The 22789-nt window shown below is 56.6% G+C and carries 22 protein-coding genes and 1 other RNA gene; 14 read left to right on the top strand and 9 right to left on the bottom strand.

The window, feature by feature from the left end; genetic code table 11:
- The first annotated feature begins 247 nt into the window (after positions 1-247).
- Complete coding sequence (locus ACTQ3R_RS05855; RefSeq protein ID WP_441779512.1) at positions 248-1588, top strand: YjiH family protein; 1341 nt, start codon at positions 248-250, stop codon at positions 1586-1588.
- A gap of 112 nt (positions 1589-1700) precedes the next feature.
- Here ACTQ3R_RS05855 and ACTQ3R_RS05850 read toward each other — a convergent pair whose 3' ends face one another.
- From ACTQ3R_RS05850 to ACTQ3R_RS05840, 3 genes are all read right to left on the bottom strand, one after another.
- Positions 1701-3263 (bottom strand): peptidylprolyl isomerase, encoded by a 1563-nt coding sequence (locus ACTQ3R_RS05850; RefSeq protein WP_441779513.1) that lies wholly within the window; start codon positions 3261-3263, stop codon positions 1701-1703.
- Positions 3264-3495: 232 nt separating this feature from the next.
- Positions 3496-3694: non-coding RNA, 6S RNA (ssrS, locus tag ACTQ3R_RS05845), on the bottom strand.
- 1 nt (position 3695) lies between these two features.
- Entirely contained in the window at positions 3696-4019 is a 324-nt protein-coding gene (locus ACTQ3R_RS05840; protein ID WP_441779514.1) for a DUF1292 domain-containing protein, read from the bottom strand.
- A 290-nt stretch (positions 4020-4309) separates the two neighbouring features.
- On the opposite strand from ACTQ3R_RS05840, the gene ACTQ3R_RS05835 reads away from it, so the two are divergent.
- The 5 genes from ACTQ3R_RS05835 to ACTQ3R_RS05815 all read left to right on the top strand — a co-directional run bounded on the left by ACTQ3R_RS05835 (position 4310) and on the right by ACTQ3R_RS05815 (position 11805).
- The gene (locus ACTQ3R_RS05835; protein ID WP_441779515.1) at positions 4310-6988 is read left to right on the top strand and encodes a transglycosylase domain-containing protein; all 2679 of its coding nucleotides are present in this window, start codon (positions 4310-4312) and stop codon (positions 6986-6988) included.
- Between the two features lie 213 nt (positions 6989-7201).
- Entirely contained in the window at positions 7202-7642 is a 441-nt protein-coding gene (locus tag ACTQ3R_RS05830) for an ACT domain-containing protein (RefSeq protein ID WP_441779516.1), read from the top strand.
- 29 nt (positions 7643-7671) lie between these two features.
- Positions 7672-8883: a homoserine dehydrogenase gene (locus tag ACTQ3R_RS05825; protein ID WP_441779517.1), complete on the top strand. Its 1212-nt coding sequence runs from the start codon at positions 7672-7674 to the stop codon at positions 8881-8883.
- 91 nt (positions 8884-8974) lie between these two features.
- Positions 8975-10198 (top strand): aspartate kinase, encoded by a 1224-nt coding sequence (locus tag ACTQ3R_RS05820; protein ID WP_441779518.1) that lies wholly within the window; start codon positions 8975-8977, stop codon positions 10196-10198.
- Positions 10199-10527: 329 nt separating this feature from the next.
- Complete coding sequence (locus tag ACTQ3R_RS05815) at positions 10528-11805, top strand: glycosyltransferase family 2 protein (protein ID WP_441779519.1); 1278 nt, start codon at positions 10528-10530, stop codon at positions 11803-11805.
- 110 nt (positions 11806-11915) lie between these two features.
- Here ACTQ3R_RS05815 and ACTQ3R_RS05810 read toward each other — a convergent pair whose 3' ends face one another.
- Positions 11916-12272: a hypothetical protein gene (locus ACTQ3R_RS05810; RefSeq protein WP_441779520.1), complete on the bottom strand. Its 357-nt coding sequence runs from the start codon at positions 12270-12272 to the stop codon at positions 11916-11918.
- 233 nt (positions 12273-12505) lie between these two features.
- Between ACTQ3R_RS05810 and rplU the strand changes: the two genes are divergently transcribed.
- The 4 genes from rplU (at position 12506) to obgE (ending at position 14790) form a co-directional block, all read left to right on the top strand.
- On the top strand, positions 12506-12814 hold the full coding sequence (gene rplU, locus ACTQ3R_RS05805; protein WP_441779521.1) for a 50S ribosomal protein L21: 309 nt from the start codon (positions 12506-12508) through the stop codon (positions 12812-12814).
- Positions 12814-13143 (top strand): ribosomal-processing cysteine protease Prp, encoded by a 330-nt coding sequence (locus ACTQ3R_RS05800; protein WP_441779522.1) that lies wholly within the window; start codon positions 12814-12816, stop codon positions 13141-13143. The genes rplU and ACTQ3R_RS05800 overlap by 1 nt, the downstream gene beginning before the upstream one ends.
- A 5-nt stretch (positions 13144-13148) precedes the next feature.
- Positions 13149-13436: a 50S ribosomal protein L27 gene (gene rpmA / locus ACTQ3R_RS05795; protein ID WP_441779523.1), complete on the top strand. Its 288-nt coding sequence runs from the start codon at positions 13149-13151 to the stop codon at positions 13434-13436.
- Positions 13437-13509: 73 nt separating this feature from the next.
- Complete coding sequence (gene obgE, locus ACTQ3R_RS05790; protein ID WP_441779524.1) at positions 13510-14790, top strand: GTPase ObgE; 1281 nt, start codon at positions 13510-13512, stop codon at positions 14788-14790.
- Positions 14791-14858: 68 nt separating this feature from the next.
- Here obgE and ACTQ3R_RS05785 read toward each other — a convergent pair whose 3' ends face one another.
- Together ACTQ3R_RS05785 and ACTQ3R_RS05780 are read right to left on the bottom strand one after the other, a co-directional pair.
- Positions 14859-15332 carry a hypothetical protein gene (locus ACTQ3R_RS05785; RefSeq protein WP_441779525.1) on the bottom strand — a complete coding sequence of 158 codons (474 nt, stop codon included), beginning with the start codon at positions 15330-15332 and terminating at the stop codon, positions 14859-14861.
- Between the two features lie 50 nt (positions 15333-15382).
- The gene (locus ACTQ3R_RS05780; RefSeq protein ID WP_441779526.1) at positions 15383-16012 is read right to left on the bottom strand and encodes a tRNA1(Val) (adenine(37)-N6)-methyltransferase; all 630 of its coding nucleotides are present in this window, start codon (positions 16010-16012) and stop codon (positions 15383-15385) included.
- 367 nt (positions 16013-16379) lie between these two features.
- Between ACTQ3R_RS05780 and rsmI the strand changes: the two genes are divergently transcribed.
- Positions 16380-17219, top strand: a complete 840-nt coding sequence (gene rsmI, locus ACTQ3R_RS05775) for a 16S rRNA (cytidine(1402)-2'-O)-methyltransferase (protein ID WP_441779527.1) — start codon at positions 16380-16382, stop codon at positions 17217-17219.
- 107 nt (positions 17220-17326) lie between these two features.
- The gene (gene murC / locus ACTQ3R_RS05770) at positions 17327-18709 is read left to right on the top strand and encodes a UDP-N-acetylmuramate--L-alanine ligase (RefSeq protein ID WP_441779528.1); all 1383 of its coding nucleotides are present in this window, start codon (positions 17327-17329) and stop codon (positions 18707-18709) included.
- 331 nt (positions 18710-19040) lie between these two features.
- Here murC and ACTQ3R_RS05765 read toward each other — a convergent pair whose 3' ends face one another.
- Positions 19041-19244: a helix-turn-helix domain-containing protein gene (locus ACTQ3R_RS05765; RefSeq protein WP_441779577.1), complete on the bottom strand. Its 204-nt coding sequence runs from the start codon at positions 19242-19244 to the stop codon at positions 19041-19043.
- A gap of 90 nt (positions 19245-19334) precedes the next feature.
- Here ACTQ3R_RS05765 and ACTQ3R_RS05760 point away from each other — a divergent pair, with 90 nt between their 5' ends.
- Positions 19335-19532, top strand: a complete 198-nt coding sequence (locus ACTQ3R_RS05760; RefSeq protein ID WP_441779529.1) for a hypothetical protein — start codon at positions 19335-19337, stop codon at positions 19530-19532.
- A gap of 49 nt (positions 19533-19581) precedes the next feature.
- Here the strand turns inward: ACTQ3R_RS05760 and trxA are convergent, their stop codons facing one another.
- The gene (trxA, locus tag ACTQ3R_RS05755; RefSeq protein ID WP_441779530.1) at positions 19582-19896 is read right to left on the bottom strand and encodes a thioredoxin; all 315 of its coding nucleotides are present in this window, start codon (positions 19894-19896) and stop codon (positions 19582-19584) included.
- 41 nt (positions 19897-19937) lie between these two features.
- Positions 19938-20792, bottom strand: coding sequence for an NAD(P)/FAD-dependent oxidoreductase (locus ACTQ3R_RS05750; protein WP_441779531.1), 855 nt, complete (start codon positions 20790-20792; stop codon positions 19938-19940).
- 279 nt (positions 20793-21071) lie between these two features.
- Between ACTQ3R_RS05750 and ACTQ3R_RS05745 the strand changes: the two genes are divergently transcribed.
- Positions 21072-22772 (top strand): glutamine--tRNA ligase/YqeY domain fusion protein, encoded by a 1701-nt coding sequence (locus tag ACTQ3R_RS05745; RefSeq protein ID WP_441779532.1) that lies wholly within the window; start codon positions 21072-21074, stop codon positions 22770-22772.
- Positions 22773-22789: the final 17 nt, after the last annotated feature.

The following is a 22789-nucleotide window of genomic DNA, read 5'->3' as shown; positions in this document are numbered from 1 at the left end:
GGTGATTACTGTCAGACCATTTACTCTCCCATTCTAACAGCTTCAGCTTTGAGATGGAAAAAGACGCGGCTGGCTGCCGCGCCTTAAACCGTAACTATATTGTAGGAGGTGAATGCGGGATTACAGCTTTGCAGCGGAAGGTTCCGTTTGGAATTTGGAAAAGGTGGGGCGCTGGGCGCCCTGTTGCTTTGCTGCAGAGACTTTTTCAGTTCCAGATTGAGACACCTGTGTTAGGAGGGAATTTGAAATGGAAAATAGTGTGAAATCCAATGCGAAAAGTGGATCCAATATTTTGAAGTTTATTGTGCTCAACCTCATCGGTATCTTTATGTTCTTTGTAACTATAAAGATCGGCGAGACCAGTTCCATCCCTGTGGACCATGTGGTGACTGCCATCCGTAAAATTCCTTATTTTGATTTGGTCTATGGTGCGGTCATTGTGGTAGTGGGTGCAGTGCTGCCCTTTATCCGCAAGACCTGGAACAAGGATAAGGTCACCATGGTTTTCTCCTTTTTAAAGCTGTTGGCAATTCCGTTCTTAATCGTGTGGCTGACCAAAACCGGGCCTGCCCGTTGGTTTGACAGCGACATGATGCCGTTTATCTATAATAAGGTCGTTCTTCCTGTTACCTCTCTGGTACCTGTGGGCGCTGTGTTCCTGGCGTTCCTCATTAACTACGGCCTGATGGAGTTTATCGGCGTGTTTATGAAGCCGGTTATGCGCCCCATTTGGAAAACTCCCGGCCGCTCCGCTGTTGACGCGGTAGCCTCTTTCGTGGGCAGTTATTCTGTGGGCCTGCTGATCACCAACCGGGTGTACAAGGAGGGCTTTTATTCCACCAAGGAGGCAGCGATTATTGCCACCGGTTTTTCCACCGTGTCTGCCACCTTCATGATCGTGGTGGCCCGTACGCTGGGGCTGCTGGATCACTGGAATGTCTACTTCTGGTCCACTCTGATCATCACCTTCATCGTCACTGCTTTGACTACCCGTATTTATCCCCTGAGCAAGAAGCCTGATACCGGCTACAATGGCATGACGGTGGTTCCTGAGCCCATTCCTGAGAAAGGCAAGCTGTTCTCCACCGCTCTGGACGAGGGTCTGGAAGCCTGCTCCAAGGCTCCTGGTATTGTGGAAGGCGTCGTGAAGAACTTTATCGATGGTCTGAACATGGCTCTGGGCATTGGTCCTTCCCTTATGTCCATTGGCTTCCTGGGCCTGCTGCTGGCGGAGTACACCCCTGTGTTTGATATCATCGGCTACATCTTTGTTCCCTTTGCCATGCTCCTGGGCTTTGGCTCCGAGGCCGTGATGATGGGCAAGAGCTGCGCCATCAGCCTGGCGGAGATGTTTCTGCCCGCCAACATTGTGGCCAATGGTTCTCCCATGTCTCAGTATGTGACCGCCATTGTGTGCGTGTCCGAGATCCTGTTCTTCTCCGCCTCCATCCCCTGTGTGCTGGGCACTGACATTGACATCTCCCTGAAGGATATCCTCATTGTCTGGGTGGAACGCATTATCCTCTCTCTGATTCTGGCCGCCCTGGTGGTCCGGTTCCTGTTCCCCCTGATGGGTGTGCCCCTGTAAGAAATAGTTTCTCCCAATAAAAGGGCCGGGACAACAAGTCCCGGCCCTTTTATTTTGGAACACAATAAAAAGACACCCCCGGCGTAGCCGGGAGTGTCCGATGAGTGTAGCTTTACTGAACGGAAACGAAGCTCATACCCGTGCTCTGGGTAAGCGTAATGCCGTCCGTGGCCTCGTTGATCACATTCTCATAGTCCTGGTCCATGAGCCCATCGGCTGCAGACTGCTTCCAGATGGGATCGTTGGAGGAGACAAAGTACATAATGTGCCAACCCTTGGTGGAACTGCCGGTGTTTTGAACAATACCGGTGTCGCCAGGCTGACGGCTGGGATCCAGAGCCCAGTTGGCAAAGGTGTCCACATAGCCGGAGGTGGTGGAGACGTTGGAGATAAGACCGCCGTTAGAAGCAGAGCCAGCGTCAGCGCTGTTCTCCTCAGCCAGAGTGGCGAAGGAGTCTTCGGTGGCCTCACCGGCCTTCCACTGGTTCAGAAGCTCCTCGGCCTTGGCATAGGCGGCATCATACTGCTCCTGTGTGGGCTCAGTGGCACCCTCGTCCTGCTCGGCGGCCACCAGGATGTGGCGCACATCAACAGCGGGGGTGTTGTCACGCTGGCGGCCCTCAAGAAGGACCACATAGTAGTTGAAGGAAGAAGTGTAGTCGGCCTCGGTCAGGGTCACGTCTCCGGTCTGGCGGCTGGCATCCATCATCCACTGTGCGTAGGGAGCGCCATTGGTAACCAAAGTAGAGCCGGTGGACTTGCGGGAGATAACACTGCTATAGAGCTGATCGGCGTACTCCTCGGCCAGGGCCTGGGCATCCTCGCCGGCCTCCAGCTTGGCCTGGAGCTCTTCAGCCAGAGCCTTCTTCTCTGCCTTGGCCTCTTCCAGGGCAGCAGACTTCTCCTCCTCAGTCATCTCAATGGTGTTGCCCTCTTCGTCCGTGGTGGCTACCGTGGCCTGGAAGACAAACTGAGTATAGGTATAGGTGTCAAGAGAAGCGGCGTTTTCAGAGTAATAAGTCTCATAGTCCTCTTCGCCATGGGTGATGGTCTTCACCTGAGACTGGAGATAGTCGCTGGCCAACATCTGCATGTTGACCAGTTCCACAAGCCGGTCATAGGTCATAAAGGAACCGTAGTTGGTGCGAATATAGGCATCGCGGGAGCTATACTGGGCCAGCCAGGCGGTATCCAGCTGCTTAACAAAGTCGTCCAGATCCTGCTGGGCGTTCTCGGAGAGAGTGTAGCCCTCGGCAGTAGCCTTGGCGGAAAGAACCGTATCGTTTTTCAGGTTAGTCATGGCCTGATCCATCAGATAGTCGTACCAGGTTTCACCGGTCTCCTCATTGTACACCTGCTTCTTGGTGGAAGAGGAGGTATCGAAGGGGGTAGTGTAATAAGTTTCCATGTACTGTCTGACGATGGAGTTATAGGCGGAGTTGTAATAGAGCTCCACGTCGGCAGCGCTGTACTTGCTGCTGCCCACTTCCACGGCGGTAAGGTTGCGCTGGAAAATACCGGTGTTCCACAGGATCATGGCGACGGCGGCCACCACCACCACAACGCCTACCAGGGAATACAGGGCCATAGAGCGGCGGTGAGCCTGCTCCTCCTGACGGCGCTTCTCCTGGCGCTGAGCCTTAGTCTGGCTCTTATTCTCTTTGGGTTCGCTCACAGTTTGTTCAGTCCTCTCGTTCAGATCATCCCCGGCGGGAAGGGCCGGGAAAAGTGGAGATGCCCTGTGGGCGGAGAAAAGCTGCCCTGGGCATGTCCAAAGCATTATACTTGAAACAGCTGAAATTTTCAAGGGGAATTGAAGGAAAAAGGCAGTTTTGGGGAAAATGTTTATAAAAAATTAAAAAAAGAGCGCGGCGAAAACCGCCGCGCCCAAGTGGACTGAATCTTCTCTTTGCCCCGCTCTGGCCGTGTGGGCCCGTTTAAAACCTGCACGACTGGCAGGTGGGTCGCCTCCACAGCGTTTTTCTGCTTCCAACGTCCAGCCGACCTCGATGGGGGCCGGGAGGCCTGCAGGCCGCGCCGTGAGGTGGGCGTCCCGTTTAAAAAATGTGGGTTTAAAAGAACCCATCACGCACCGAGCAGGAAAGAATCAGTCCTCTGCTTCCTCGTTTTCCTCTGCGAAGAACCGCTCCATAAAGAGCTCATAGACTTCGTCCAGCTCCTCGTCCGAGTCCAGTGTGGACAGCAGTTCCTCGCCGTTTTCTTCAATGGCCTTCATAATGACCAGGCCATACTCCTCGTCATCCGCATCCACATCTTTGGGCTCGCCGGTCTCTTCATCGGCGTCCACAGCGGGGAACATGGCGTAGTAAGTAACACCCTTGTGCTCCAGAGTGTCCACCAGCTCCAGCTCAAACTCGTTTCCGTCCTCGTCGGTGACGGAGATGAAATCGGGGCCAAACAGCTCCTCCATGGTGTAGTACCTCCTGTCTTTTCCTGGGTCTATTTTAACCCGTGACAGGAAAAAATGCAAGAGCGCGGACCGGTAAATTTTCACAGTCCATGTTTGGACTGGGAGAAGCGGCGTATTTTGGGTGGACAAACAAGGAAAATCTGGTATAATACCCATAATGGGTTTTTACGCCCGGCCCGCTGAAGGGACGGGTCAAAGGCCCAAAGCACACCAAAGAACATCACGGCAGACGGGGTCTGCCAGGACCGTCGGAGGGAGCCAGCGTTTCCCTCCCGACTGGAGGTAGCATTGTGTCAGATCATAATAACCACTCTTTATATGAAAACAGCGAATATCCTTCCCGTCGTCAGGCACCTCGCCGGGACGAAGGGCATCAGAAGCGAAAGCCGAAAAAGCGCGGGGGAAGCAGACTTAACCTGTTCTTTAAAATCCTGGGCACCCTGTTGCTGGTAGGACTGTGTACAGGGGCATTGCTTTGCTGCTTTGCGGCGGTATACATCAATAAGGTCATTGTGCCCATCGCCGATCTGAGTATGGATGATTTTCCCTATGGGGAAAACAGCATTATGTACTATCAGGATAAGGCGACTGGACAATATGTGGAGATGACGACTCTCTTAAATACCACCAGCTCCATCTGGGTGGATTTGGAGGACATGCCCCAGGACCTGATCGATGCCGCCGTTGCCATCGAGGACCGCCGGTTCTGGACCCACAGCGGCGTGGACTGGGGCCGCACTGCGAAGGCCGTGTTCAGCATGTTCACCGGCGGCGATATCCAGGGTGGCTCCACCATTACCCAGCAGCTCATTAAGAATCAGACGGGCTATAACGAGACCACGGTGAAGCGGAAGATTACCGAAATTGTTCGTGCCATCCGCTTTACCCAGAATAACTCCAAAGAGGATACCATTGAGCGGTATCTGAACATCATCCCCCTGGGCAGCGGCTGCGATGGAGTTGGGTCCGCTTCTTTGAAGTACTTTGGAAAGCCTGTCAGCGAGCTGACCCTGGCGGAGTGTGCCAGCCTTATCTCCATCACCAACAACCCCTCCAAGTACGGCCCCTATTCCTTCGCTAAGTCAGAAAACAATGAGGGCGAGCTGTGGGATGCCCGGCAGTGGAACAAGTACCGCCAGGAGGTGGTCCTCTTCCAGATGCTGGACCAGGGCTACATCACCCAGGAGGAGTACGACGAGGCCGTGGCCCAGGAGCTGGTCTTTGTCCGGGCCGAGGACGAAGAGGCCGAAACTGAGATTTACACCTGGTACGAGGAAACTGTCATTTCCGATGTGTCCCAGGCCCTTAAGGAAGAGCTGGACTGGTCGGATGCCATGATCGACCAGGCCCTCCAGCGGGGCGGTCTGCGCATCTACACTTGCTACGACCCGGATGCCCAGGCGGCAGTGGATGCGGTGTATACCAACCGGGAGAACCTGAACTACACCTCCAAGGATGGCCAGCTTATGCAGTCGGCCATCACGGTCATCGACAACGCCACCGGAGATGTGGTGGCCATTGCCGGCCAGTTTGGAGAAAAGGAAGGCAACCTGCTGAAAAACTATGCCAACACCTCCAAACGGCAGCCCGGCTCCTCCATTAAGCCTCTGTCCGTGTATGCTCCCGCGCTGGAGATGGGGAAGATCAGCCCCATCACCGTGCTGGATGACTACCCCTACCAGGAGATGAACGGCGGTCCCTGGCCCTACAACGCCGGTTCCACCACTTACCGGGGCCTCACAGGAATACCCTATGCGTTGAAGGTGTCTTTGAATACCATCGCCGTGCGCATCCTTGCCGACCTGGTCACCCCGGAAGAGAGCTTTAAATTTATGGAAAACCACTTCCACATCGATCTGGAAGAAGGCCGGGAAATTAACGGCAAGACCTACAGTGACATCGGCGTGGCCCCCCTGGCTATGGGCGGTCTGACCGACGGCGTTACCACACGGGATATGGCTGAGGCCTATGCCACCTTCCCCAATGGGGGCACCTATACCTATTCCCGTACCTTTACTAAGGTGACCCACATGGTGGATGGGGAAGAGGTCCTCCTGCTGGAGAACCCCATCGTGCAGGAGCCTGCCCTGAAGGATACCACTGCTTATTATATGAATACCCTCCTCCAGGGGGTGTTCCAGTCCGGCGGTACTGCTGCGGGCAAGGGCCTGAGCGGTATGCACTGCGCCGGTAAAACCGGTACCACCAACGACGTGTACGACTTGTGGTTTGTGGGTTATACCCCGTACTACACCGCCGCCGTCTGGATGGGTTACCCCAACAACGCCACCATGCCCAACACCACCACCCACGTGAACCTGTGGAAAATGGTTATGCAGCCCATCCATGAGGGGCTGGAGGATAAGAACTTCCCCTCGGCCAGTTCTTCCTCCCTGCGCACGGTGACTTACTGTCAGGACAGCGGCCTGCTGGCCACAGACTACTGTAAGCTCGATCCCCGCGGAGACCGCGTGACCCAGGGCAGCGTGTTCTCTGGAGACTATCCGGAGGGCAAGTACTGCACGGTCCATACGGGTGCCAGTGTGGTTACCGTTTGTCTGGATGACCCGATCCTGGATGGAGAAGGGAAGGAGACGGGCCTCTACCACGAAGCCGGTCCCTATTGCCCGGAGGAGAGCCTGAAGGAGGTCTGCTATCCGGACTATGAGCGTACCTCGGTGGCCGGAGAGGTGGCGGGAGACGAGAAATACCGCTATACTACGGCCATGGAGGCGGGGCTTTGTACCGTCCATACAGAGGAGACGGTAGTTCCTGACCCCAACGATCCCAACATGAATCTGGATCCCAATGACCCCGACTATGGGGATCCCAATAATCCTGTTGACCCGGTGGTTCCCGGTGATCCGGTGGTCCCTGGTGAGGGGGGCGGCATTGCCGGAGGTGGGACTGGCGGCGCTGGGAGTGATTCCGGCAGCCAAGGAATTTCCCAGGATATTCCACGCAATTAGAAAAGCCAGCAGCGCCCCGGAGGAGACCTCCGGGGCGCTTTCCTGCGGGATTGTGAAATTTGACAAAATACGCCGGCCTGTCCCAGGGAAACTTTCACACTTTCCCCAGGGAAATTATCATTGCCATACTAGGAAAGCTGTGTTACAATAGACCACATCACGAGAACAAATGACCACCCAACACGGACAACGTCCGTGAGACAGGAGGGAACCATGAGCGGTCCGGCGAAGTACTTTATTGTGGAGGCCGAGGCCATGCCTGAAATTTTCAGGAAGGTAGCCGAGGCGAAGCGCCTGTTGGAGACGGGAGAGCAGAAAACGGTGAATGGGGCGGCCCAGGCGGTGAACATCAGCCGCAGTGCCTTTTATAAATACAAGGACGCGGTACGGCCATTTAATGACATGCTCCACGGGCGGATTGTCACCTTCCAGGTGCTTTTGAAGGATGAACCGGGCATTTTGTCTGGAGTACTCAATGTGCTGGCGGGCACGGGAGTAAATATTCTCACCATCAACCAGAACATCCCGGTCAGCGGCTGTGCGGTGGTGACGATGACGGCGGAGACTTCCGCACTTCAGGATTCTCTGGAGGATGTGATGGCGCAGGTGTCCGCGGGCAGCGGCGTTATCAAGTGCGAAATTCTGGCGGGCTGAGACCCGAATCGGATAGGAGGATACAAAACATGGTACATGTGGCGATTTTAGGCTTTGGCACCGTGGGCTCCGGTGTGGCCGAGGTGCTTACCCAGAACGGCGGGCTCATTGACCGCCGGGTAGACGATCTGGTACGGCTGAAATATATCCTGGACGTGCGGGAGTTTCCCGGCAGCCCCTATGCGGATTGCTTTGTGAAGGATTTTTCCGTTATTGAGCAGGACCCGGAGATCGACATTGTGGTGGAGACTATCGGCGGGGCTACCATTGCCCTGGACTTTACCACCCGAGCCTTGAAGGCGGGCAAGAGCGTGGTGACTTCCAATAAGGAGCTGGTGGCCACCCACGGCTATGAGCTGCTGAACCTGGCCCGTGAGCATGGGTGCAGCTATCTCTTTGAGGCCAGCGTGGGTGGCGGAATTCCCATCCTGCGGCCCCTGACTTCCTGCCTGGCCGCCAATGAGCTGACCCAGGTCACTGGTATTTTGAACGGCACCACCAACTATATCCTGACCCGGATGATCCGTTCCGGCCTCACCTTTGACCAGGCGCTGAAAGAGGCCCAGGACAACGGCTATGCCGAGAAGGACCCCACCGCCGATGTGGACGGCCACGACGCCTGCCGGAAGATCTGCATTCTGGCCGCCCTGGCCTTTGGCCGCCATGTGTATCCCGATCAGGTGCCCACCCAGGGCATTCGCGGGGTGACCTTGGAGGATGTGGCCTACGCCGATTCCGTGGGTTATAAGATCAAGCTCCTGGGCCGTGCCATCCGCCAGCCTCAGGGCAAGGTGTGCGCTTATGTGGCTCCTCACCTGGTGCCCGGTGAAAATCCCTTGGCCGGGGTGGAGGATGTATTTAACGCCATCGCCGTCACCGGCAATGCCATCGGGGACGTGATGTTCTATGGCCGGGGCGCGGGCAAGCTGCCCACTGCTTCCGCTGTGGTGGCCGATGTCATCGACATTGCCAAGGACCTGAAGAAGGACCGACACAACGGCTGGGAGGAGGGTGCCCCTGACCTGGTGGTCTCTTCGGACATCCTGTCCTCTCCCTGGTATGTCCGCGCCCAGTGCACGGCCGACCAGGCGAGACTGGCCTGCGGGGAGATCCATCTGCTGGCCCGTGCGGGTGCTCCCGCCGGGGAGGCAGCCTTCCTCACCCCGCCCATGACCGAGCCCCAGATCCGGGATCGTCTCCAGGGCATGGAGGTGGGCTCCCTGTTCCGGGTTTTGGCATGACAGAGAGCCCGCTGGGGCATAGAATGGCGGGGGAGCCCTGCTCCCCAAACCAGATTATTTTGATTTGACCTTTTTAGGGGGAAGAACATACATGGCACTTATCGTACAAAAATTTGGCGGCAGCTCTGTGGCCGACGCCGACAAGATCCGCAATGTGGCCCGGATCATCACCGAGACCTATCGCAAGGGCCACAGTGTGGTGGCTGTCCTGTCCGCCCAGGGGGACACCACCGATGACCTGATTGAAAAGGCGAAGGAAATCAATCCCAACGCCTCAAAGCGGGAAATGGATATGCTCCTGTCCACCGGTGAGCAGATTTCCATCTCCCTGTGCGTCATGGCCATCGAGCGCATGGGCTACCAGGCCATCTCCCTCACTGGCTGGCAGGCGGGTATGCTCACCGACTCCGCTTACTCCTCCGCCCGTATAAAGCGCATTCGTACTGAGCGGATTCAAAAGGAGCTGGACAAGAAGAAGATCGTCCTGGTGGCCGGCTTCCAGGGCATCAACAAGTATGACGATGTGACGACTCTGGGCCGGGGCGGCTCGGACACCTCCGCGGTGGCTCTGGCTGCCTCCCTCCATGCGGACCTGTGCCAGATCTATACCGACGTGGATGGTGTGTACACTGCCGATCCCCGCACCGTCAAGGGGGCCCGGAAGCTGGACGAGATCACCTATGACGAAATGCTGGAGCTGGCCAGCCTGGGTGCCCAGGTGCTCCACAACCGCTCGGTGGAAATGGCCAAGCGCTACAATGTGAATCTGGAGGTTCTCTCCAGCTTCAGCGGAAATCCCGGCACCCAAGTGAAGGAGGTAGTAAAAACCATGGAAAAAACTCATGTCAGCGGTGTGGCCAAAGATAAAAATGTGGCCCGCCTGGCTCTGGTGGGGCTGGCCGATCAGCCCGGCATCGCCTTTAAAATCTTCTCTCTCCTGGCCAAGGAGAACATCAACGTAGACATCATCCTCCAGTCCATCGGCCGTGACAACAGCAAGGACATCAGCTTCACCGTGGCCCGCAGCGACGCCCAGCGGGCCAAGGAGGTCATGGAGGAGAACAAGGAGGCCATCGGCTGCAAGAGCGTGGAACTCAACGACCAGATCGCCAAGATCTCCATTGTGGGCGCCGGCATGGCCAACAATGCCGGCGTGGCCTGCAAGATGTTTGAGGCACTGTTCTCCGCGGGGATCAACATTAATATGATCTCCACCAGTGAGATCAAGGTCTCCGTCCTGGTGGACGAGCGGGAGGCCGACCAGGCCGTTCAGGCCGTCCACGACCGCTTCTTCAGCGAGTTCGGAAGCAACTGAGCTCCAAAGCGGGAGTGTCCGTTTGAGAATATCTGAATCAAGAAGCTCACGTCTGAAGTCGGACGTGGGCTTCTTTTTTTGTGCAAATTTATAAAAATCATTTCTTAAGAATTGTTTAATTAGCACTAAATAGGCTTGCAATCCTTTGGAAACATGGTATGATAATCCCTGCGCCTTTGGGAGGAAAGTATGTCCCCAGCAAGACGGCGGGGACAGTTTCCTCCCCCTTTTTTGTCTAACGGACAGGGAAGAGATAGACGGCGGGGGTGAACAATATCAAGAAAGGATCCCCGCTGGGGCGTTTGAGCTTACCCTGGAGGATTTTTGAAATGACGATGTTAGAGTTTGTAAAAGATCTGAATCTGGCTGTGATCGTTCTGTTTGCAGTCCTGTATTTGTATCAGGGCTTCTATGCGGTGGTAGGCCTTGTGTGCCGCCGCTGGAAGGAGCATCATCAGCCCAGCCGGCTGCACCGCTTTGCCGCCATTGTGTCCGCCCGGAACGAGGCAGGGGTGATCGGCGAACTATTGGAAAGTCTGCGCAGGCAAAATTATCCCGCAGAACTGCTGGATCTGTATGTAGTAGCGGATAACTGTACCGATAATACCGCCGAGGTGGCCCGCCAGGCTGGGGCCTTTGTCTATGAGCGCTTTGACAAGGTACATAAGGGCAAAGGTTACGCCATGGACTACCTCTTTCGCCATCTGAAGGAGGAGGGGAAGTGGAACTACGACGGGTACTTTGTCTTTGATGCGGACAATCTGGTGGACCCCAATTTTGTCCGGGAGATGAACCGCACCTTTGACAAAGGCTATGACGCCCTGACCTGCTACCGCAATTCCAAGAACTTCGGTGCCAACTGGCTCTCCGCCGGATATTCCATCTGGTTTTTGCGGGAGGCCCGGTTCCTCAACTTCCCCCGCACTCTGCTGGGAACCAACTGCCACGTCTCCGGCACGGGCTTTCTGGTGTCGGCCAAGGTCATTGAAGAAAATGGCGGCTGGCCCTTCCATCTGCTGACGGAGGATATTCAGTTCTCGGTGGACTGCGCTGTCCAGGGCCGGAAAATCGGTTACTGCGACAAGGCCGTGGTCTATGACGAGCAGCCCACCACTTTCCGCCAGTCCTGGGATCAGCGCCTGCGGTGGTCCAAAGGATTTTACCAGGTGGACCGGGTATATACCCTTCCTCTGCTAAAAGGCTGCCTGCGGCTGGGACGCCGGGGCCTGTCCTGCTATGACATGTTCGCCACAGTGGCGCCCGGTATGCTGCTGACACTGGGAATAGTTTTGTTCAATGCCCTGGTCCTGGTAGTCTGCCTGACCCAGCCAGTCTACCTGGCTGCCTGGATCATCAGCGAGTCGGTGCACTTTATTTTCTCTGCCGTGGTCAACTTCTATGTGGGTCTGCTGATTTACGGACTGCTGACCGTTTTGTCGGAGTGGAAGCACATTGACGCCCCTGCGGTGAAAAAGCTGGGGTATGTGTTTACCTTCCCCATCTTTATGTTCACCTATATCCCCATCTCCATCGCGGCACTGGTGCAGAAGGTGGAGTGGAAGCCCATCTACCACACCGCCGGAAAAAAGGTCAAGGGAATGGGCTGAGAAGAGACCGGCGGAGGTGTTCATGCCTGTCCGGGTTCCATTCAAACCATATAATAAACGGGCCGCCTCGATGGGGCGGCCCGTTTGCGTTGTAAACCCAAATGCGTATGTTACAGCCTGTCCGGCGGGGCGATGAGTGTGCCGGGGTTCTCGGCCCGGATACGGTCTAGGCAGGCGCGGCCTGTCTCTTTACTGAGTACTTGCCCACGGCACACAGCACCCCCCTCTTCCTGGACCATGAGGTAAAACTGATCGAAATTAGCCCGGCCGCAACACAGATTGGCCCGGACCTCTTCCTGGCGCACCCAGGCCCGGAAAATCCGGCCATAAGGTAGGGCGTAGGTGCCGGAAAACTTCTGGAAATAGACGCAGTGCTCCCCCAGATGCACCTGCCCCAGGCTGCGGGCTTGGTCAAAATCCGCGCGCAGCTGCTCTCGGCTGAGAGAGGTAGAACCGGTGAATTTCATAAAGCGGCCTCCTTTGGGTTGTTATGTTTATCATAGCACAAAAACTTCACTAATGCAATAAATTCTTGTTATTGATAACAAGGCGAAATGTAAAAACTGAAATAAAAAATCGCTTTTTTCTCTTGACAAGTACTAGGGAGGCTGATAAACTACTAGAGCCGCATTGCGTAGGCCATCAAGAGGAATCCTCCTCGCCTGCAAGAGCGAGCCCGTAATGAAGGAGTTGAATATCAATGAACGCTATCATCGTGACCGGCGGCAAGCAGTACAAGGTGGCTGAGGGCGATACCCTCTTCATCGAGAAGCTGGAGGCCGAGGCTGGGGAGACCGTCACCTTCGAGGTGCTGGCTATCCTGGACGGGGACAAGGCCACCTTTGGCGCTCCCGTTGTGGAGGGTGCCAGCGTGGAGGCCACTGTGGTGAAGAACGGCAAGGGCAAGAAGGTCCGTATCTTCAAGTACAACCCCAAGAAGGGCTACCGCAAGCGTCAGGGCCATCGTCAGCCCTACACCAAGGTGCAGATCGGCGCCATTAAGGCCTGATGACCACCGTCACTTTTTCTTCCCAGGGCAGCCGTATCACTGGCTTTGAAGTCAAGGGACACAGCGGCTATGCCCCGGAGGGAGAGGATATTGTCTGTTCCGCGATCACCAGCGCCGTCCGGCTTGTAGAGTGCACGATTAATGATGTGCTGGGCCTGGAGGCTTCGGTGAAGGTGAAGGAAAAGGACGCGTCCATCTCCCTGAAACTTCCCGCAAGTCTGGGACAAACCAATGAGAGTACCTGTCAGGCGCTCCTGACCGGCCTCATGGTCCACTTTGTCCAGCTGGCGGAGGAGTATCCTCAACATATTTCCGTCATGGAGGTGTAATAGATATGCTGAACATCGGTTTACAGTTTTTCGCCCACAAAAAGGGCGTTGGCTCCACCCGTAACGGCCGTGATTCCGAGGCTAAGCGCCTGGGCGTGAAGCGGGGCGACGGTCAGTTCGTGCTGGCCGGCAACGTGCTGGTCCGCCAGCGCGGCACTCACATCCATCCCGGCGTCAATGTGGGCAAGGGCAGCGATGACACTCTGTTTGCCATGAAGTCCGGCCGGGTGAAGTTCCACCGCCTGGGCAAGGACCGCAAGCAGGTCTCTATCATCGAGGAGTCCGCTCAGTAATTTTTGCTGACACGAAGCCGCAAACGACATACCGTTTGCGGCTTATCTTTTAAACAAGTGAGGAGGTGCCTTTATGGCTGCACCCTTTGTCGATACCGCCCGCATTACCGTCCGCTCCGGGGATGGAGGCAACGGCGTGGTGTCCTTCCACCGGGAAAAGTACGTGGCTGCCGGCGGCCCTGATGGGGGCGACGGCGGCCGTGGGGGCAATGTGGTGGTGGAGGTCAATGACCACATGTCCACCCTCATGGACTTCCGCTATAAGCGCAAGTACGTGGCGGGCAACGGCTCCGACGGGGCCGGCAAGCGCTGCACCGGTAAGGATGGGGAGGACCTCGTTCTCCGGGTGCCACGGGGCACCATCATCCGGGACGCAGAGACCGGGGAGATCATCAAGGACATGTCCGACCCCGAGCCCTTCATCCTCTGCAAGGGCGGCCGTGGGGGCTGGGGCAACAAGCACTTTGCCACCCCCACCCGTCAGGTGCCACGGTTTGCCAAGGCGGGCCTGCCCGGCCAGAGCCGGGATGTGGTACTGGAGCTGAAGCTGCTGGCCGACGTGGGTCTGGTAGGTTTCCCCAATGTGGGCAAGTCCACTCTTTTGAGTGTGGTCAGCCGGGCCCAGCCCAAGATCGCCAATTACCACTTTACCACCCTCTTCCCCAACCTGGGCGTGGTGTTTGTGGAGGAGGGAGTCTCCTTTGTCATGGCCGATATCCCCGGCATCATTGAGGGTGCCGCCGAAGGGGCGGGCCTGGGCCATGACTTCCTGCGCCATATCGACCGCTGCCGCCTGCTTATCCATGTGGTGGATGTGTCCGGCAGCGAAGGCCGGGATCCGGTGGAGGATTTTGAGGCCATCAATGAGGAACTCAAGCAGTATTCCCCCGAGCTGGCCACCCGGAAAATGATCGTGGCGGCCAATAAGGTGGACATCATGGAGGACCCCGCTCTGCTGGAGAAGCTGCGCAAGCACGTGGAGGAGCAGGGCATGGAGCTCTTTGAAATCTCCGCCGCCGCCCACCAGGGCACGCGGGAGCTGGTTAAGAAGGCCGCCCAGGAGCTCTCTCAGCTGCCCCCTGTGGTGGTGTACGAGCCCACCTATGTGGAGCGTCCCCCGGAAGTGGATACCACCGGGGAAGTCAACATTGTGGAGTTCGATGGCACTTGGGTTGTGGAAGCCCCCTGGCTGCAGCGTCTCATTGCCAATGTAAACTTTGGGGATTACGAGTCCCGGAACTGGTTTGACCAGAAGCTCCGGCAGTCCGGCCTGTTCGACAAATTAGAGGAAATGGGCATTAAGGACGGAGATATCGTGTCCATGTACGATTTGGAGTTTGAATATCAGCGGTAAGCGCACAAAAGCGGCAGGGTGAAAACCCTGCCGCTTTTTGGTTTTTTCAGGCGTTGGAAGCTGCTATGTCAGTGCGTGGATCGTTTTCCAAAGGGAATAAAAAGAAATGGGGTCAAATCAGAGATCAGGACGGAGAGTTCCAACTGGTCCGTGAGACGGAACAGGAGAGAGGAGATCATTCCATTGAGATTCTGAAATTTGGCCAGTATGAGACTGAGAGATGCGGGAAATTCAGGGAAAGAAAGCTCCAACAGGGTAATGATCACATAAACAGCGACAAGAATGGCGGCGGAGAGGAAAATTTCCAGCTTTGTCATGCCCCGGAAGGCCCACAGCCCGCCTAGCAGAAGAGCGGCCAGCAGCAGAACCAGGTCAAATATGGCGCTGCGGACAGGATCTATGGAGACCTCTGTTACACCATCGGCCCCGGTGGTTTTGACGAGGTAGATAAACCCAAGATAGACCGTAAGATAAAAGCTGAGCCAACTGGCACACAGGTAAAAAACAGGCACGCGCCACAAGGTGTTCACTCGCACATTCATCGGGGCACATCCTTTCTTTTCTGCAGTCAAATGGGATCACTTGAATTATATCATACTGTGCAGCCAATCTCAATGGACAATCCCGGTTTCCCCTGGCGCAGGGCCTCCACCAGAATCAGGCTGGGGGGATCACCAGGGCTGTGAGAGAGAAGTTTTAACCGTTTGGGCTCCAAATGGTACTTTCGCAAGGTGCACAGCACATCGGTGAGCCGTTCCGGACGGTGGCACAGGGCGAAGCGGCCGCCGTTTTTCACCAGGCGGGCGGCGGCGGAACAAAGCTCGTCCAGTGTACAGCACTCCTCACTTCGGGCGCTGCCTCCGCTTTTCCCAGCACCTGTGGGAAAATAAGGAGGGTTGGAAATGATCAGGTCAAAGCTTCCAGCTGGGAGAGGGGCGGTGCGCAGGTCTCCCTCCACAATCGTTCCAGCCAGTTCGTTTTGCATAAGATTCTCTCGGGCAGTTTGGGCGGACAGGGGGTGAAGCTCCACTCCCGTCAGGGAGAGTTCGTTTGCCCGCCGGGCCAAAAGCAGGAGCAGAGTGCCGCTTCCGGTGCCCAGGTCGCACACCCGCCATTGGGGTTTCACGGTGGCAAATGCTCCCAGGGACAGGCTGTCGCCCCCCAGAGGAAACACGCCGTCAGGCCAGGACAGGGTGTAGGGCCCCAGTTGTTCGGTTTTCATGGTTTATTTCCTCACTTTTTCGGGAAAATCGGTAAGAAAAGAATACCACATTTTCCCGCCCTGTGCTATAATATTATGACAACTTTTGGAGAGAACGTGCAATAGACGAAATGGAGAGGAGTTTGCAAAACTCCCCCAAAACCAAACAAGAGCCCAACGTAGTGGGTCTTGTTTGGAGACGACGAGCAACGAAGCGGAATGGATGTCCGGCGTTTCGCCGGACGAAATGGAGAGGAGTTTGCAAAGCTCCCCCAAAACCAAACAAGAGCCCAACGCAGTGGGTCTTGTTTGGAGACGACGAGCAACGAAGCGGAATGGATGTCCGGCATTTCGCCGGACGAAATGGAGAGGAGTTTGCGAGGAGGACATGGCAGGAACACTTTATTTGGTCCCTACCCCCATCGGTAACCTGGGGGATATTTCCCGCCGGATGGCGGATACCCTGGCTGAGGCAGATTTTATTGCCGCCGAGGATACTCGGGTTACCTTGAAGCTCCTGAACCATCTGGATATCCGAAAACCCATGCTCACCTACCACCGCCATAACACCGAGACGGGAGGACAGGCGGTCCTTGACCGACTGCTGGCGGGGGAGAACGGCGCATTGGTCACCGATGCAGGAATGCCCGCCATCTCCGACCCTGGGGAGGAGCTGGTGGCCCGGTGCTGGGAGCTGGACATCCCGGTGGTAGCCATTCCGGGCCCCTGCGCCCTGGTCACCGCCCTGGCTGTGTCCGGACAACCTACGGGCCGGTTTACCTTTGAGGGCTTTTTGGCCATGAACAAGAAAAACCGCCGCTCCCACTTGGATTCCCTGCGCAATGAGGAGCGGACAATGATCTTCTATGAGGCTCCCCACAAGCTTGCCGCTACCCTTCGGGACCTTGCCGATACCTTCGGTCCCGACCGGAGCGTGTCTCTGTGCCGGGAGCTGAGTAAACTCCATGAGGAAGTGCGCCGCACTACCCTGGGCGCAGCGGCGGATTACTACCGGGACAACACGCCCAAAGGGGAATTTGTGCTGGTAGTCCGGGGGGCGGAGCCTCAGGAGGAGCAGGAAGCCACTTTAGAGGATGGCCTCCGGCTGGTGGAAAAGCTCCGGATTGAGGAGGGTCTTTCCCTCCGGGACGGAGTGAAACGGGCGGCCAAGGAGCTGGGACTTGCCAAAAATCAGCTTTATGACCTGGCTTTGGGCCGGGAAAAGTGAGACAATTGCGTATAGTGATAGAAAAATTTGGCTATCGTTACCGGAAAGCGCACCCTTTTGGGTGCACGGGATAAAATAGAGAGAGACCTGAGATGTGAGGTGCCATTATGGATTTGGAGCATAACGTACAGGATTATATCAAGCCGGGCAAGCGGGCCCATCTGGTGGGCATCGGTGGGGTGTCCATGTCCCCGCTGGGGGAGGTGCTGAAGGGCCGGGGCGTTGTTGTCACCGGTTCTGATATGCATGAGAGCGCTGCGGTAGACCACCTGCGGTCCCTGGGAATTCCCGTGATGATCGGACATCTGCCGGAAAGCGTAGTGGGTGCGGACTGTGTCATCCGTACCGCCGCCGTCCACGATGATAACCCGGAAATTGCAGCCGCTCTGGCTGCCGGGATTCCCGTCTTTGAGCGGGCCCAGGCCTGGGGAGCCATTATGAAGCACTACCGCAATGCCCTGTGCGTGGCGGGCACCCACGGCAAGACCACCACTACTTCCATGTGTACCCATATCTTCCTGGCTGCCGGGAAGGACCCTTCGGTGATGATCGGAGGCACCCTGCCGGTTCTGGGGGCGGGGCACCGGGTAGGACATGGGGATACTATCATTGCGGAGTCCTGTGAGTATTGCAATTCCTTCCTGTCCTTTGCACCTACTGTGGCGGTGATCCTCAACGTAGAAGAGGACCACCTGGATTTCTTCAAAGATATCCATGACATCCAGCACTCCTTCCGTTCGTTTGCCCAGCTGGTGCCTGAGGACCGGGGCTGGGTAGTGGTCAACGGAGACAATGACCATGCCATGGAGGCTGTGCAGGACTGTGGACGGGAAATCTTGGTATTCAGCCGGGATGGGGAGCGCGCTGACTGCCGGGCACAGAATGTGACCTGGGAGCGGGGGCTGCCCCGGTTTGATATTCTCATCCATGGGGAGAAATATGCCCATGTGGAGCTTCGTGTGGGAGGCGAGCACAATATCTCCAACGCATTGGCCGCCGCTTGTGCTGCCTGGGCTTTGGGCATTCCCGGAAGCGCAGTGGAGGAAGGCTTGGAGAGCTTCACCGGAGCGGGACGGCGCTTTGAAAAGAAGGGGGAGTACCACGGGGCCATGGTCTATGACGACTATGCCCACCACCCTGACGAGCTCCATGCTTTGCTGACCATGGTGAAGAAGCTGGGGTATCAGCGGATCATCTGCGCCTTCCAGCCCCATACCTATACCCGTACCGCCGCCCTCTTTGATCATTTTGTGGAACAGCTGAAGCTGGCGGACGTGGCGGTGCTGGCGGAGATTTACGCCGCACGGGAGCAGAACACGCTTGGAATTTCGTCCAAGGACCTGGCGGAGAAAATCCCCGGAGCGGTGTATTGTCCCACCCTGGAGGCAGTTACCGAAACCCTACGGGAGATGGCCCAGCCGGGAGACCTCATTCTTACGGTTGGAGCGGGGGATATCTATCTGGCCGGCGAGGCGCTGGTGAAACCTTGATGTATAAAATGACCCCCGAGGTTCGTTGCCTCGGGGGTTTTCCTATAATAGGCAGATCGGTAGGGGGATAGGTTTCGCCGCTTCGGCGGCGCCCTCCTTTGCTCGTGGCGGCAAAAGAGGGAAAGCGCCACTCAGGGGGAGTCGCTTGCCCCGAGGGGGGTTAATCCAAAAAGGGGGGAACCGCAGTTCCCACCTTTTGGTCGCTGAAGAGGGGGATTTTGAAGGGGGAGATGAATCGAAACATCTCCCCCTTTAACGGCGTTTTGCCCACTTTGCCGCTGTTGGAAAAGTGGGTCGCCCTGCAGGGCGAAACCTTGCTCTGGTAAACCGGTCAAGTTCTCTTATCGCTTCTTCCCACCAGGTAATCAAGGGATACATGATAGAATTCCGCCAACTTGATTGCCAAATCCAGCGGGAGCACCCGTTCGCCGCGCTCGTATTTGGAATAAAGCGACTGGTCGCAGTGCAGCATACTGGAAATTTGATCTTGCGTCAAATCAGCATCCTCTCGTAAGTCTCGAATTCTTAGTTGCATAGTCATCACCAATGCAACTATATCAAAGGACATATTGTCCTATTGACCTTTAGGACTATTTGTCCTATTCTATAAAAAAGAGGTGATCCTATGCCCGACTATAAAGAAATGTATCTCACCCTGTTCCGGGCCACAGAACAGGCAATCAATACGCTGGTAGCCGCCCAACAGGCCTGTGAGGAACGGTATATCAATGGCCAGGATGGAGAGGTAACCCTTCTGCCCCGGAGAGAACAACCGTCAGGGGAGAAAGATGCGAGAAAATTAAATGTGGAAGGGATTTCTTAGGCTGACGAAACAAAAAGCGGGGAGGTGCTCTCCCCGCTTTTTAATCTGTTTACAGGTTGCTGTCCAGCACCTGGGTAAAGGCGCCGCCGGGCATGACGCCCACCTTGCGGTCAATCTCCTTGCCGTCCTTGAAGAAGATGACGGTGGGGATGGACATGACGCCGTAGCGGATAGCCAGCTCCTGTTCCTCATCTACGTTCACCTTGCCCACCACGGCCTTGCCCTCGTACTGCTCGGCCAGATCGTCGATCACGGGGGCGAGCATCTTGCAGGGGCCGCACCAGCTGGCCCAGAAGTCCACCATCATCAGTTTACCGTCGCTGAGCGCCTTGTCAAAGCCTTCCTTGCTGAAATGTACCAACATATCAATCATTTCCTTTCTGTGTTAAACATTAAAGTTATCATTTATTGTTCCGGTTTTTGGTCCAGATATTCACAGGCGGACAGGGCGGCCACATGGCCCTCCCCAACAGCCTTAGACACTTGGAGCGGGAGACCGGTACAGTCCCCGGCGGCAAATACCCCCTCAAGATTGGTAGCCATGCGCCGGTCTACCTTGATGTAGCCTGCCTCGGTCTCCAGGGTGGGCAAGAGGTCGGTGGGAGCTACCGTCTGCCGGAGAACGAATACGCCGTTACAGGGGATAAGGGCTCCGTCAGCCTCCAGGCCTGTGACGGTCTGTTCCCCTTTTATGGCCAACTTTCCCGCTTTCACATAGGGAATGTCTCCATCCAATCCGACCGGGGGCTGAGGGGATACATAGGTCACCTGACAGCCCAGGCTCTTCAGGTAGTTGGCCTCGTGGGGAGCGTCGGAGGAACGGCCTACTACAACGACCGGCTTGCCCCGGTAGAGCATCCCGTCGCAGGTGGCACAGTAGCTTACGCCCCGGCCCAAATATTCCTCTTCGCCGGGATATTTGGCCTGTCGGACCACACCGGGGGCCAGAATGAGAGTTTTCCCCTCATACACCTGACTGCCTACGGTGACCATAAAGCCGTTCCAGGCCATAAGAGAAATGGCTTTGCCGATTACGAATTCTGTGCCCATTTCCAGCGCGTGCCGGTAGAAGGTCTCCAACATCTCAGCTCCGGTGTACCCAGGGAGCCCCAGATAGTTGTCTACCCGTTCGGCACGGGCCAGGGGACTGTCCTGCCAGTGGTTGCCAATGACCAGGACGCTCTTGTTTCTGCCGCGTGCGGCAATGGCTGCCGCCATTCCGGCGGGGCCTGAGCCCAGCACGATCAAATCATAGGTCATGTGCCTTCGCCGCCTTTCAAAGTTCTTGTGAGAATTATACCCCTTTTTGGTCCGGGATACAAGGTATCCTCACGAGCCTTTCCTCTCTGTGTCCATACCATACCACAGGGGCGGGAAACCTTCCGTAACTTTGTCACAAAGAGGTTCTGCGGCCCGAAATTCTGGGAGAAAACGGGGAAGGCCTTGCATTTCCCCTATGAGATGGTGTAAAATATATCAGTTATTACCATTTCGGCCAGCTGGGCCGCATATCCCCAGAGAAGACAGGAGGAACAAGCTATGTCGGAAGACATCAAAGCTGTTACGGAAAATGAGGCTCCTGAGAGCCAGAACTTTATCCACCAGTTCATCCAGGAGGACATCGCCCCCGGCGGCCGTTTTGCCGGGATGCAGGTGCACACCCGCTTCCCGCCTGAGCCCAACGGCTATCTCCACATCGGCCATTGCAAGGCTCTGATCATTGACTTTGGCACTGCGGAGAAGTTTGGCGGTATCTGCAACCTGCGTATGGACGACACCAACCCCTCTAAGGAGGACGAGGAGTATGTGGAGGCCATTAAGGAGGACATCCGCTGGCTGGGCTTTGATTGGGACGACCGGTTCTACTATGCCTCAGACTATTTCGAGCGGATGTATGACTGTGCCGTGGAGCTCATTAAAAAGGGGCTGGCTTATGTGTGTGAGCTGACCCCCGAGCAGTTCAAGGAGTACCGGGGCGATGTAAACACCCCCGCCCGCTCTCCCTGGCGGGACCGCCCCGTGGAAGAGAGCCTGGATCTGTTTGCACGCATGCGTGCAGGCGAGTTCCCTGAGGGCAAGTATACCCTCCGGGCCAAGATCGATCTGGAGAGCGGCAACTTCAATATGCGCGACCCGGTGATCTACCGCATTAACCACACTTCTCACCACCGTCAGGGGGACAAGTGGTGCATCTATCCCATGTACGACTTTGCCCACCCTCTGGAGGATGCCTTTGAGGGGATCACCCACTCTCTGTGCTCTCTGGAGTTTGAGAATCACCGTCCCCTCTACGACTGGGTCATCGCGAACTGCCCTGTGCCCGCCAAGCCCCGTCAGATCGAGTTTGCCCGGCTGGGAATCAACTATACTGTCATGAGCAAGCGCAAGCTGCGCAAGCTGGTGGAGGAGGGCTACGTCTCCGGCTGGGACGACCCCCGTATGCCCACCCTGTGCGGCCTGCGCCGCCGGGGCTACACTCCCTCCGCCATTCGTAACTTTACCGAGCGCAACGGTGTGAGCAAGGCTGCCTCCACTGTGGAGTTTGGCTTTTTGGAGCACTGCCTGCGGGAAGACCTCAACGACCACGCCCAGCGGGCCATGGCCGTACTGCGTCCGGTGAAGCTCACCATCACCAACTATCCCGAGGGCCAGAGCGAGACCTTTGCGGTGGAGAACAACCCCAACGATCCCCAGGCCGGCACCCGCCCGGTGACCTTCTCCCGGCACCTCTATGTGGAGGCCGACGATTTCCTGGAGACCCCCATCCCCAAGTATAAGCGCCTCTACCCCGAGGGACCCGAGTGCCGCCTGAAGGGGGCCTATCTCATCCAGTGCACCGGCTGCGTCAAGGATGAGCAGGGCAATGTCACGGAGATTCTGGCCACCTATGACCCTGAGTCCAAGGGCGGCAACCCCGCCGATGGCCGGAAGGTGAAGGGCGCCACCATCCATTGGGTGGATGCCGCCACTGCCGTGGATGCCCAGGTGCGTCTCTACGACAACCTCTTTGCCGATGAGAACCCCGATGGGGGCGACAAGGACTTTTTGGAGTGCCTGAACCCCGGTTCCCTGGAGGTACTGGAGGGCTGTAAGCTGGAGGCTTCCCTGGCCAATGCTCAGCCCAGCGACCGCTTCCAGTTCCTGCGCCTGGGCTACTTCTGTGCTGACAGCAAGGACTCTGAGCCCGGCAAGCTGGTCTTCAACCGTTCGGTGAGCCTGAAGGACGGTTTCAAGAAATAAAAAATAACAGCCCGGCG

It is taken from the genome of Lawsonibacter sp. LCP25S3_E2 (assembly GCF_052117285.1).
Taxonomy (GTDB): Bacteria; Bacillota; Clostridia; order Oscillospirales; family Oscillospiraceae; genus Lawsonibacter.
Note: the sequence above shows the minus strand (reverse complement) of the source record. Positions and strands in the feature narration are given on the sequence as shown.